Origin of the sequence: Yersinia sp. 2540 StPb PI (assembly GCF_052217165.1) — a bacterium.
Taxonomy (GTDB): domain Bacteria; phylum Pseudomonadota; class Gammaproteobacteria; order Enterobacterales; family Enterobacteriaceae; genus Yersinia; species Yersinia enterocolitica_E.
Genome location: NZ_JAZGQC010000001.1, coordinates 2,094,621 through 2,107,756, shown reverse-complemented (window position 1 = coordinate 2,107,756; position 13,136 = coordinate 2,094,621). Strand labels below are relative to the sequence as shown.

The following is a 13,136-nucleotide window of genomic DNA, read 5'->3' as shown; positions in this document are numbered from 1 at the left end:
TGATCACAAAAATAGCCACTAACCAACATGACATACATTTATTTTGTGATGAAAATCACATTTAATCTTTATTATATCTTTCTGGCACATATATAGCATTACGTTTGTTGTCAGAGCACTTCAGCAAATTTTCTAACATATTTAGATCAGATTTTTTTACAAATTCAAATTTTTTTACGGTCTTCTCGACGATTGTTTTTAACTGTGCTGCCGAAGGAAAATCAAACTTCCCCGCGTTGTAATCATAATATGCCATTAATAGATCACTAAACTTCTCAGGCCCAACAGTGTAGCTGGCATGGTTATTTATATAGTCAGCCAAGATAAGTGCCATACTATCATAGGGTTTATCAGAGATATCAGCACATAATTTATTTTTTACATTTGTCAAATTATTCATCTCAGCATTAATCAATCTTATTACTAGACCTTTACACATGTGTGGTGGTAAATACTCTTTAGCTTTATGGCTAACGTCTCCTTTTGTATCTAATACGCCATCAGGTGAATAAATTTCAGGGTTTATTTTTTCCAATATATCATTAGTAATTGTTTTTATTGCATAATAAGACAAATGTTCTTTCGCTTCATGCTCGTTTTTAAATTCAATTTTATACTGATTAAAACATGCCCGTTCAATAAGATGACCACATGATTTTTCATATTTTTGTGCTTTTAAAAGAAAATGACCAAGGTGTTTTTCGCTCTTATTTAACATTTTATCTATTTCACTTTGAGTGGAGCGTCGCTCGTTTATAGACGTATCGTTGAGCCTTATATTTAACCTTTCTATTAAAATATTAAACAGTATTTCTTCTTGTCGGCTGAATTCCTCCGGCTTAGCCTTTAAATAAGACTTATCGTTAGGATCATGATTAACTAATTCTTTGATAGTGCAAAAAGTTTGAGAAACAATACCCACTAAACCCATAAATACCACCTTAAAAAACATTTCCCATAATGAATACGTTCATTAATGGTGCTGCCTATAAAGTCTGTATTTTATGCTGGCTTAAATAGCGGCCATATCCACTATTTACCCCACCCCCACCTTAAATAACCTTAATTTCAGCGCAGAGTAAAAAAACAAAACCCCCTGCAAGTTTCAGCTTACAGGGGGTTGGCATGACAAACTTAACGCAGTATTACATCAGTGGCTGAGCCATCTGAACCAGCGAAATCAGCGGTTGCGGGTAAATACCCAGGAACAGCACCAGAATCGCGGAAATCAGCACTACCACACCACCGGCAGTCAATGCCCAGTTGCTTGGTGTGTCACGCACCAGTGTTTCCGGCGCGCTGAGGAACAGGCTCACCGTCACACGCAGATAGTAGTACAGGCCGATGGCACTGCCTAAGACCACCGCACCGGTCAACCACCACAGGTTGGCGCTGACACCCATTGCCACCACAAAGAACTTACCAATAAAGCCCAACGTCATTGGGATACCGGCCAGTGATAGCATCATTACAGTCATCACCGCCGACAGAATTGGCTTGTGCCAGAACAGACCACGGTAAGAGAACAGTGACTCTGCATCCGGGCCTTTGTACGGGCTGGACATCAAGCTAACCACACCGAACGCACCCAAGCTGCTGAACAGGTAACCGGCCAGATAAACGCCGACGGTTTCCAGTGCCAACTGATGGGTCTGCACCGCCACCAGCGCAATCAGCAAGTAGCCAAGGTGCGCGATAGAAGAGTAACCCAGCAGACGCTTGATGTTAGTCTGGCTGATAGCCATTAAGTTACCGAACAGTATTGATGCCACCGCAATCAAGGAGAGCACCAAACGCACCGCTTCACTGTCGGCAGCCGGCGCGTACAGGAACAAGCGCATGACTACCGCAAAGATAGCAATCTTACTGGCGGTCGCAAGGAAGGTAGATACCGGAGCGGGAGCCCCCTGATACACATCAGGCGTCCACAGTTGGAACGGCACCAGCGACAACTTAAAGCCAAGACCAACAATCATCATCCCGAGGCCCGCCAGAATCAGCGGCTGGTGGATAGCGGAGTCACTTAGGCTTTTGCCCAGACCGGCGAAAGACAAACTGCCAGACTCCGCATACAGCAGCGCCATCCCGAACAGCAGGAATGACGATGCCGCCGCAGACAGCAGCATGTATTTGATACTGGCTTCCAGTGAACGCTTCTGGCGATAGGCATAACCAATCAAGCCAAACAGCGGCAAGGAGATAAGCTCAATACCCAGGAACAGCGACGCCAGATGGTTGGCACTGGCTAACAGAATGCCGCCCATGGTGGCAATCAGCACCAACAGGTAGAACTCCTCGCGGTTATCTGGATAACCATTTAGCCAAGGATAAGCAAAAGTGCTGGTTGCCAGACTGGCAACAATCACCAGCCCGGTATAGAACATCGCATAGCCGTCAACCCGCATCAGCGGCGTGACATCCATCGGCCCGACCTGGCCGACAAAATAGAGTGACAGCAGCGCCAGGTTAAGCCCGATGACCGTCAGGGTGGCGTTAATAAAGTGATCGCGTCGCCACGCAATGGACAGCATCACAACCACCACCGTCAATCCGACGATCAACAGCGGTAGCATTGCTTGCAGTTGTTGAGGAGTTATTGTCATGGCGAATTACGGCCTTGTAGTTGTAATAGATGAAGCATTGAACCACTGCTGTACATTACTCATCGCAGCATGGGAGGTGTCAAGAATCGGCTGCGGGTAAACCCCCAGCAACACTAATAACACCACTAACAGCAGGATGATGGACAGTTCCCTTGCGCTCATGCCCGGTAACGCTTCTTGTGATTTTGGCGCACCGTAATAAGCACGCTGCATCATGATAAGCGAATAAACCGAAGCAAAGACCAGACCAAAGGTAGAGATCACGGTAATCACCGGAACCACCTGGAAGCTGCCAAACAGGATCATAAACTCGCCGACGAAGTTACCGGTGCCCGGCATCCCCAGTGTAGCTACCGCGAAGAACAGCGATAGTGCAGGCAAGTATTTAATTCGGCCCCACAGGCCGCCCATCTGACGCATGTCACGGGTATGCAGGCGCTCATACAACTGGCCACAGATGATGAACATACCGGCGGCAGACAAGCCGTGGGCAATCATCTGGATAACCGCACCTTGATAAGCCAGTTGGCTGCCGGTATAGATGGCAATCAATACAAAGCCCATGTGCGACACGCTGGTATAAGCAATCAGGCGTTTGATATCAGTCTGACAGAAGGCCATCCACGCACCGTAGAAGATACCGATGACACCTAACCACATGGCGATAGGTGCAAACTCATGAGAGGCGTTCGGGAACAGCGGCAGACTAAAGCGCAGTAAACCATAAGCTGCGGTTTTCAGCAAAATCCCCGCCAGGTCAACAGAACCTGCGGTTGGTGCCTGACTGTGTGCATCTGGCAACCAACCGTGCAGTGGCACAACCGGCATTTTTACCGCAAAGGCGATAAAGAAGCCCAGCATCAGTAGATATTCCACATTGTGGGACATCGGCGTCTTCAACAGATCTTCGTAGTTGAAGGTCCAAATACCGGTGGCGTTGTAGTGCACAAACACCAACCCCAAAATGGCAATCAGCATGATAAGACCGCTGGCCTGGGTATAGATGAAGAACTTGGTTGCCGCCGCGATACGGGTTTTACCGTCTGATGCTTTGTGACCCCACAAGGCAATCAGGAAGTACATCGGCACCAACATCATTTCCCAGAAGAAGAAGAACAGGAACATGTCGATGGCGAGGAACACGCCGATAACCCCACCCAGAATCCACAATAGATTCAGGTAGAAGAAGCCCTGATTACGCTGAATTTCACGCCACGAACAGAGGATAGCCAGCACACCTAGCAGGCCGGTTAGCACCACCATCAGCAGTGATAACCCATCCAGCGCCAGATGGAATTCAATACCAAACCGTGGGATCCACGGCAAGATAAACTCTGATTGCCACTGCGGGATACCCGCTGGGTTAACCAGTGAATAGTTGCCCTGCCCCCACAACAGCAAGGAGAGCACCAATGTCAGCCCCATCGCGAATAGCGCTATCCAACGCGGTACCTTAGTACCGAAGCGCTCACACTGCCAAGACAGCAGGCCGCCGATAAAGGGGAGAAGAATTAGCCAAGGTAATAGCATGGCGTTTTGTGTCCCTAATTAAACGAAAAGCAACAGAGCCAGTACGACGACTGCACCCAAACCCATAGACGCGACATACCAACGCACCTGTCCATTTTCACTGAGCGTCAAACCGCGATTACTCCAGCGCGAAAGTATCGCCGGGGTATTCATCAGTGAGTTCAGCGGATCACGCTGCAATAGCCTTGCAATCCACAAATACGGGCGGACAAACACATTGTGGTACAGCCAGTCGAAGCCCCACGCATGGAACCACCAGACCGTAAAGAAGCGGCCCGGCGCACTTTGCGCGATGCTGTTGACCAACTGACGCTTGCCCAGATAGAGTGCCGCAGCCAGTGCAATCCCGATAACCACTAACACGCCGGAGAAGATTTCCAGTGGAATTTTACCCTCTTCACCGAAGTGAAGCTCTGGCAACACACCCGCCAGCGGTGGTGTTATCAGCGCGCCGACGAAAGTCGACAGCACCAGCAGCACCATCAGCGGCAGGCTGTGAGTGATCCCTTTAACCGGATGCGCTTTGGTTTTTGGCTCGCCGTGGAACACAATGAAAATCATACGGAAGGTATACAGCGCGGTGAGGAATGCCCCAACCAGCCCGGCGACCATCAGATTAATATGACCACTGGCCAATGCGCCCCACAGAATTTCGTCTTTACTGTAGAAGCCTGCGGTAACCACTGGCAGTGCGGCCAATGCCGCGCCACCCACCAGGAAGCAGATATAAACCAATGGGATCGTCTTGCGCAGACCGCCCATTTTGAAAATATTCTGCTCGTGGTGACAGGCCAGAATCACTGAACCCGAAGAGAGGAACAGTAACGCTTTAAAGAAGGCATGGGTCATCAGGTGGAAAATGGCGGCATCCCACGCCTGAACGCCCAGCGCCAGGAACATGTAGCCAATCTGGCTCATGGTGGAATAAGCCAGCACCCGCTTGATGTCGGTTTGCACCAGCGCGGCAAAGCCTGCCAGCACCAGGGTTACCGCACCGATAATGCCCACTAAATGCAGCACTTCAGGCGCCATCAGGAACAAGCCGTGGGTACGCGCAATCAGGTAGACGCCCGCAGTCACCATGGTTGCCGCATGGATAAGCGCGGAGACCGGGGTTGGGCCTGCCATTGCATCGGCCAACCAGGTTTGTAACGGCAACTGTGCCGATTTACCCACCGCACCACCGAGCAACATCAGCGTCGCCCAGGTAATGGCGGTAGAGCCAATTTCCAGTTTCTGCGGTGCCAATACCATCAGCTCGCGAATATTCAGCGTACCCAGTTCTTGGTAAAGGATGAACAGGGCAATGGCGAGGAATACGTCACCAACGCGGGTCACGATAAAGGCTTTCATCGCCGCCGCGCCGTTGGCCGGATTGGTGTAGTAGAAACCGATCAGCAGGTAACTGCACAGACCCACCCCTTCCCAACCCAGATACATCAGCATCAGGTTATCTGCCAACACCAAAATCACCATGCTGGCGATAAACAGGTTGGTGTAGGCGAAGAAGCGAGAGTAACCCTCCTCCCCACGCATATACCAAGAGGCATACATGTGAATCAGGAAACCCACGCCGGTGACCACAGACAACATGGTCAGCGACAGGCCATCCAGTGTCAGGGTCAACGGAATGTTGAAGGTGCCAACCGACATCCAGTTCCACAACGTCTGGTTAAAGACTTGGACACCGGTGGCCTTTTGGCTGAGAAAATCCACAGCAACATACAGTGTGACCAACGCCGTCAGGCCAATCGATCCCACCCCGACCGTGGCTGAGGTATTTTCAGACCAGCGCCCACGGGAGAATGCCAACAGCAAGAAGCCCAGCAGTGGCAGCAGAATTGTTAAATATAATAGGTTCATCCGCGCATCTCACTGACTGTATCGATATTCAGAGTATGACGGCGACGATATAGCTGTAACAGCAATGCCAAGCCAATACTGGCCTCCGCTGCTGCCAGCGTGATCGCCAGGATATACATCACCTGACCGTCAGCCTGACCCCAATAACTGCCCGCCACAACAAAGGCGAGCGCCGCTGCGTTGATCATCACTTCAAGGCTTATCAGCATAAACAACAGATTGCGACGAATCAGCAACCCCGTCAGCCCTAGCACAAACAGTATGGCCGCCAGAATCAGGCCATGTTGTAGAGGGATCATGCTTGTTCCTCCGTTTTTCTTTTCGCGCTGTCGCTCGCGCCCATCACGTCACCCGGCTTATGTTCACGCCCGATATGGAAGGCAACCACCAGGCCGGCCAGCAACAACATTGACGCCAGTTCAACTGCCAGCACATAAGGACCAAACAGGCTGATACCCACAGCTTTGGCATCGACCATTTCACCGCTAATACCGGAATCAGTCACTGAACTGATGGCATAAATCAGTACCGACAGCAGCACCAGTGCTAGCAAGCCAGGGCCAATCCACAGACTCGGTTTCAGCCAGTCGCGCTCTTGTTGTTCGACGTTGCCCAAGTTCAGCATCATCACCACGAACACGAACAGCACCATAATGGCCCCGGCGTAGACGATGATTTCCAACGCACCGGCGAAATAAGCACCCAGCGAGAAAAACACCGCCGAAATAGCCAGTAAAGAGATAATCAGGTACAGCAGCGCATGTACCGGGTTGGCGTGAGTGATGACGCGAATAGTCGCCACCACTGCCACCAATGCTGCAATATAAAATGCAAATTCCATGGAAAGCGGCTCCTAAGGCATCAGACCTTTAACGTCAATCGGTTTGGCTTCGTTTTCGGCTTCGCCTTTCTGCTTGCCGTCTACTGCCATACCGGACATCCGGTAGAAGTTATATTCAGGATATTTACCCGGGCCGGAGATCAACAAGTCTTCTTTCTCATACACCAGATCCTGACGCTTAAATTCACCCATTTCGAAATCCGGCGTTAGCTGGATAGCAGTTGTTGGGCAAGCCTCTTCACACAAACCACAGAAAATGCAGCGGGAGAAGTTGATACGGAAGAACTCAGGATACCAGCGGCCATCTTGGTGCTCAGCTTTCTGTAATGAGATACAGCCAACCGGACAAGCAACAGCGCACAAATTACAAGCAACGCAGCGCTCTTCACCGTCAGGGTCACGCGTTAACACGATACGACCACGGTAGCGCGGCGGCAGGTAAACCGGCTCTTCAGGATACATTTGGGTTTCACGCTTGTGGAAGGCATGAAGGCCAATCATCCACAGGCTGCGCACTTGGGTGCCGAAACCAACCACTAACTCTTTCAACGTCATGGTTCATTCACCCCTTATTGAGCGTTGTACAAAATGACCGCGGCAGTCGCCAGCAGATTCAGCAGGGTCAACGGCAGACAAACTTTCCAGCCGAATGACATCACTTGGTCATAACGTGGGCGCGGCAAGGATGCACGGATCAGAATGAACATCACCATGAAGAAAGCCGTTTTCAGCGCAAACCAGATAAATGGCGGCAGGAACGGACCTTGCCAACCACCGAAGAACAGAGTGACTATCAGAGCAGAGACGGTCACGATACCGATATATTCACCGACGAAGAACAGACCGAATTTCATACCGGAATATTCAATGTGGTAACCATCGGCCAGCTCTTGTTCAGCTTCTGGCTGGTCAAAGGGATGACGGTGACATACTGCAACACCCGCAATGGCAAAGGTCAGAAAACCAAAGAATTGCGGAATAACATTCCAGACGTGTTCCTGAGAGTTAACAATATCCTGCATATTGAACGAACCCGCCTGTGCGACTACGCCCATCAATGATAAGCCGAGGAACACTTCGTAGCTCAGGGTTTGCGCCGATGCACGCATCGCCCCTAACAGAGAATATTTGTTATTACTGGACCAACCAGCGAACAGCACGGCATATACCGTCAGCCCGGCCATCATCAGAAAGAACAGAATACCGATATTAAGGTCCGCAACCGCCCAGGTCGGGCTGACCGGGACGATGGCGAAAGAGAGCAGCAGTGAGGTAAAGGCAATCACCGGGGCCAGCGTAAAGATAGCCTTGTCGGAGAAGCGCGGAACCCAGTCCTCTTTGAAGAACATTTTGATCATGTCAGCAACCAACTGCAATGACCCGCCCCAACCGACACGGTTTGGCCCGTAACGGTTCTGGAACAAGCCCAGCAGGCGACGCTCGCCGAAGCTCATAAATGCGCCGCAGGTCACCACCACCAACAAAATCACTACCGCTTTCAGGACAGAGATTAAAATCTCAATCAATTCAGGGGTAAACCAGCTCATAATACTGCCTCCCGCAGATTCTCAACCAGCGCGCCCACCATAATCGGCGGAATGCCCGGTAAGCCAAGCGGCAAGCCGACCTGACCCCGAGCCAAGGTTTCACTCAGACGCACTGGCAGACGCAATGTCTGACCGGCACAGTTGAACTCCACCAGCGTACCGAGGTTAACCCCGAGCGTTGCAGCATCGGCTGGATTGACCATCACATAAGGTGCTGGCATGCGCTGCTGGATGACATCTGAGCGCTGCGACATCTCTTCGCTACCAAATAAATGGTAGTAAGGGGCAATCTGCCAGCCATCAGCCTGCGCGGTAAAGGCTGCCGGTACTGAATCAAAGTAACCGAGCGTCCCCTCACCTGCTTCAATCAGGCGCACACCCGGATCACCAAAGCGCAAGCTCCCCCCCACTTCAGCCTGGAATTTGTTCCATGCCTGCGGTGAGTTCCAGCCCGGTGCCCAGGCAAATGGGATCTGCTGACGATCGGCCAATGGGCTGTTGTTCCCTTCCATTGAGAAAGCGAACGGCGTGTCGATATCCTGTGGCTGACGCGGTTCATGCACACTGATATCCGCGCGCATAGCCGTGCGGCCGCTGTAACGGATAGGTGAACGCGCCAGTTTCTGACCACGTATACGGAAGGTCGCATCCGGTGCCGCTTCAACAATACCTTCCAACTGTGGTAATGCGCGAACACAAGCCGCAATCACGTGATCCAGTTGCGTCCAGTCCACATGGCGATTGGTATAGGTTGAATGCAGCGAGTGCAGCCAGCGCCAGCTTTCCAGCATGATGCTGTTGTTTTCCGGTTTTTTCGGGTCGTCGTAATAGGTTGGATCGTAAACCTGGAAGAAACGCTGAGCGCGGCCTTCCTGATTGACCAGCGTACCGTCGCTTTCAGCAAAGCTGGCGGCAGACAGAATCAAATCTGCTTTTGCCATGATCGCGGTGCGTTGATGATCAACCACGATCACGTTGGCTGCTTGCTCCAGCGCGGCGTCAACTTTGTCTTGCGCCGCATGGCGATAGAGGTCGTTCTCCATCACGATAACGCTGTCAGCATCACCACGGGTCAACAATTCCAGCGCACTCTCCAGTGAACCACCGCCAATCATGGTCAAGCCGATGCTGTTCGCTGCACTGGCAACAAAGGTGATACCCACATCAGAGCCACGGCCTTTCAGCGCGGTTGCCACGTTAGCTGCCGCAGCAATGATGGCTTCGCTGCCTGCATTGCTGCCGGTCACGATCAGTGGTTTCTTCGCGCCCGCCAGGGCCTGCACGATGATATCCACTTTGCCTTTCAGCGCAGGGTCCAAATCCGTGACAGCCGGTGACGATGCATCCAGCGCGTTAGCGATAGCAAAGCCTAAACGTGCCTGATCATCCACCGGTGCGCGGTAGTTCCACGCCGCGATATCATCCATACGGGTGTTATCAACGTTAGTGATAAACAGCGGATGTTTAGCGTGCTGACCGATATTCATAATCGCCGCGATTTGCCAGTCAGCCACTTTCTGTGCTGCAGCCATTTCACGGGCTTTGCCTTTCACCGCCTGACGGACAGACAGTGCGATACGTGCGCCAGTCTGGGTCAAATCCTCACCCAGAATCAGCACCGCATCGTAGCTTTCAATCTCGCGCAGCGATGGTGTGTAAACCCCACCTTCTTGCAGCACTTTCAGCATCAGTTGCAGGCGTTGTTGTTCACTCGCGGCAATACCGGTATAAAAGTTTTCCGCACCGACCAGCTCGCGTAACGCGAAGTTACTTTCCAGGCTGGCACGCGGTGAACCGATACCGATGGTTTTCTTCGCCTGACGTAAAATATCCGCCGCCCCCTGCATTGCCTGTTCGGCATTCAGGTGGATCCAGTCATTACCACGCAATTGTTGTGGCTGACGTGGGCGGTCTTTCAGGTTGACATAGCCATAGCCAAAGCGGCCACGGTCACACAAAAAGTAGTGGTTGACGCTGCCGTTATAGCGGTTCTCGATGCGGCGCAATTCACCGTAGCGTTCGCCAGGGCTGGTGTTACAACCCACGCTGCACTGCTGGCAGATACTTGGCGCAAACTGCATATCCCATTTACGGTTATAACGTTCGGAATGGGTTTTATCGGTGAATACTCCGGTCGGGCACACTTCTACCAGGTTGCCAGAGAACTCGCTTTCCAGCGTGCCACTCTCAGTACGACCAAAGTAGACGTTGTCGTGCGCGCCATAAACACCCAGATCGGTGCCATCAGCGTAATCTTTGTAGTAACGCACACAACGATAACAGGCTATACAGCGGTTCATTTCGTGTGAGATGAACGGACCGAGATCCTGATTCTGATGAGTACGTTTACTGAAGCGATAGCGGCGGAAACTGTGTCCGGTCATCACTGTCATATCTTGCAGATGACAGTTACCCCCTTCTTCACAGACCGGGCAATCGTGTGGGTGGTTAGTCATCAACCATTCAACCACACTCTCACGGAACGCTTTGGCTTCGCCGTCATCAATGGAAATAAAGGTTCCATCGGTGGCCGGGGTCATACAGGACATCACCAAACGCCCACGGGTATCATCGGCGTTTTGGTATTGCTTTACCGCACATTGGCGGCAAGCGCCGACGCTTCCCAGCGCCGGATGCCAGCAAAAGTAAGGAATATCGAGTCCCAGGGAGAGACAAGCTTGTAACAGGTTGTCGGCCCCGTTTACGTCGTATTCTTTGCCGTCTACATGAATCGTAGCCATATGCATGCTTCCAAATGACCTACCTTACGGCAGGCGTTAATCCAAAATTCTGACCCCACGGCAAAACCGTAAGGGTATCTATGCTACCAGCGCGCTTTTAACAGGTTTGGTTGAATACCGGCTATGGCTCGGGTGTTGCCATAGTCCTTGTTCGCGATCCCGGCTTCGAATTCTTCGCGGAAATATTTGATAGCACTTTGTAGTGGTTCAACCGCGCCCGGCGCGTGAGCACAGAAGGTTTTGCCCGGCCCCAAGAAGCGGCAAAGTTGTTCCAGTGTCTCAATGTCGCCCGGCTGACCTTCGCCGCGCTCCAGTGCGCGCAGGATCTTCACGCTCCACGGCAACCCATCGCGGCAAGGAGTACACCAGCCACAGGATTCACGGGAAAAGAACTCTTCCAGATTGCGCACCAGCGGTACCATACCGATCTCATGGTCTACCGCCATCGCCAGTGCGGTGCCTAACCGGCTACCTGCTTTGGCAATATTCTCGAAGTCCATCGGTAAATCCAGATGATCAGCAGTCAGGAAGTCGGTCCCTGCCCCACCCGGCTGCCAGGCTTTGAATTTTAAGCCATCGCGCATGCCACCGGCGTAATCTTCCAGAATTTCACGCGCCGAAATACCAAAGGGCAGTTCCCACAGACCAGGGTTTTTCACCCGGCCAGAGAAGCCCATCAGTTTGGTACCGGCATCGTTACTCTTACCCGCCGTGATCCCCTGATACCAGTCAACGCCGTGCTCAAGAATGGCCGGAACGTTACACAGGGTTTCAACGTTATTGACGCAAGTCGGTTTGCCCCATACCCCGGACGATGCCGGGAAAGGCGGCTTGGAACGTGGATTGGCGCGGCGGCCTTCCAGCGAGTTAATCAGGGCGGTTTCTTCACCACAGATATAACGGCCAGCACCGGTATGAACAATCAGTTCAAAATCAAAACCGCTGCCCATGATGTTTTTGCCCAGCAAGCCGGCTTCGGTTGCTTCGCTTATCGCACGGCGCAAATGCACGGCAGCTTCGATATATTCGCCACGCAGGAAGATGTAGCCGCGGTAAGCTTTCAGCGCAAACGCACTGATCAGCATCCCTTCCACCAGCAGATGAGGCAATTGCTCCATTAGCAGACGGTCTTTATAGGTACCCGGCTCCATTTCATCGGCGTTACACAGCAGATAGCGGATGTTCATGCTTTCGTCTTTTGGCATCAGGCTCCACTTTAAACCGGTGGAAAAGCCTGCGCCGCCGCGCCCTTTCAGGCCAGCGTCTTTTACCAAATTGACAACATCAGGAGCTGCCATGCCTTTTAACGCTTTTTCAGCACCCAAGTAGCCGTTTTTGCTGCGATATTCATCCAGCCATACCGGTTGTTTGTCATCGCGCAAACGCCAGGTCAGCGGATGCATTTCTGGCGTGCGAATAACCTCTTTGGTAAAACCCGAATTAGTTGTCATGGATATTGCTCCAGTAACTTCTCAATATCTTCAGGTTTCAGATAGCTGTGGGTATCGTCGTCGATCATCATGGTCGGACCGCGATCACAGTTGCCCAAGCAGCAGGTTGGCAGCAACGTAAAGCGGCCATCAAACGTGGTCTGGCCCGGCTCAATACTGAGTTTCTTCGAAATCGCGGCCTGAATCCCTTGATAACCGGTGATGTGACACACCACGCTGTCACAATAACGGATCACATGACGCCCAACCGGTTGACGGAAGATCTGACTGTAGAATGTGGCCACACCTTCGACATCGCTGGCCGGGATACCCAGCACTTCAGCAATGGCGTGAATCGCCCCATCTGGCACCCAACCACGTTGTTTCTGCACAATTTTCAGTGCTTCGATCGACGCGGCGCGGGCATCTTCGTAATGGTGTTTTTCATGCTCGATAGCATCACGTTCTTCAGCACTCAACTCAAAAACTTCAGTTGTGGTCGCCGGTTCAGCCGCATTGACTGCCAGATCCACCACATTTTGGCTTTCGTTATGATTCTGAGTCTCTTTTTGGTAGCTCAT

Annotated in this window: 11 protein-coding genes; all 11 read right to left on the bottom strand. The window is 51.8% G+C overall.

Translation table 11 applies throughout. The features are described from left to right. Positions 1–61: 61 nt before the first annotated feature. The 11 genes from V1956_RS09580 to nuoE all read right to left on the bottom strand — a co-directional run bounded on the left by V1956_RS09580 (position 62) and on the right by nuoE (position 13,136). Entirely contained in the window at positions 62–931 is an 870-nt protein-coding gene (locus tag V1956_RS09580; protein WP_372559468.1) for a hypothetical protein, read from the bottom strand. A 214-nt stretch (positions 932–1,145) separates the two neighbouring features. Then, positions 1,146–2,603, bottom strand: coding sequence for an NADH-quinone oxidoreductase subunit NuoN (gene nuoN, locus V1956_RS09575; RefSeq protein ID WP_442825051.1), 1,458 nt, complete (start codon positions 2,601–2,603; stop codon positions 1,146–1,148). Between the two features lie 6 nt (positions 2,604–2,609). Continuing rightward, entirely contained in the window at positions 2,610–4,133 is a 1,524-nt protein-coding gene (gene nuoM, locus V1956_RS09570) for an NADH-quinone oxidoreductase subunit M (RefSeq protein ID WP_083158262.1), read from the bottom strand. Positions 4,134–4,151: 18 nt separating this feature from the next. Beyond that, on the bottom strand, positions 4,152–5,996 hold the full coding sequence (gene nuoL / locus V1956_RS09565; protein ID WP_442825050.1) for an NADH-quinone oxidoreductase subunit L: 1,845 nt from the start codon (positions 5,994–5,996) through the stop codon (positions 4,152–4,154). Then, positions 5,993–6,295, bottom strand: coding sequence for an NADH-quinone oxidoreductase subunit NuoK (gene nuoK, locus V1956_RS09560; protein ID WP_032815102.1), 303 nt, complete (start codon positions 6,293–6,295; stop codon positions 5,993–5,995). Before nuoK ends, nuoL begins: the two co-directional genes overlap by 4 nt. Next, positions 6,292–6,837 carry an NADH-quinone oxidoreductase subunit J gene (nuoJ, locus tag V1956_RS09555; protein WP_372559471.1) on the bottom strand — a complete coding sequence of 182 codons (546 nt, stop codon included), beginning with the start codon at positions 6,835–6,837 and terminating at the stop codon, positions 6,292–6,294. Before nuoJ ends, nuoK begins: the two co-directional genes overlap by 4 nt. A gap of 12 nt (positions 6,838–6,849) precedes the next feature. After that, positions 6,850–7,392 (bottom strand): NADH-quinone oxidoreductase subunit NuoI, encoded by a 543-nt coding sequence (gene nuoI / locus V1956_RS09550; protein WP_004704400.1) that lies wholly within the window; start codon positions 7,390–7,392, stop codon positions 6,850–6,852. Positions 7,393–7,406: 14 nt separating this feature from the next. After that, the gene (nuoH, locus tag V1956_RS09545; RefSeq protein ID WP_049613037.1) at positions 7,407–8,384 is read right to left on the bottom strand and encodes an NADH-quinone oxidoreductase subunit NuoH; all 978 of its coding nucleotides are present in this window, start codon (positions 8,382–8,384) and stop codon (positions 7,407–7,409) included. After that, positions 8,381–11,125: an NADH-quinone oxidoreductase subunit NuoG gene (gene nuoG / locus V1956_RS09540; RefSeq protein ID WP_420071762.1), complete on the bottom strand. Its 2,745-nt coding sequence runs from the start codon at positions 11,123–11,125 to the stop codon at positions 8,381–8,383. Before nuoG ends, nuoH begins: the two co-directional genes overlap by 4 nt. Before the next feature lie 83 nt (positions 11,126–11,208). After that, positions 11,209–12,576, bottom strand: a complete 1,368-nt coding sequence (nuoF, locus tag V1956_RS09535; RefSeq protein WP_050085129.1) for an NADH-quinone oxidoreductase subunit NuoF — start codon at positions 12,574–12,576, stop codon at positions 11,209–11,211. Then, positions 12,573–13,136: an NADH-quinone oxidoreductase subunit NuoE gene (gene nuoE, locus V1956_RS09530; RefSeq protein WP_227746524.1), complete on the bottom strand. Its 564-nt coding sequence runs from the start codon at positions 13,134–13,136 to the stop codon at positions 12,573–12,575. The genes nuoF and nuoE overlap by 4 nt, the downstream gene beginning before the upstream one ends.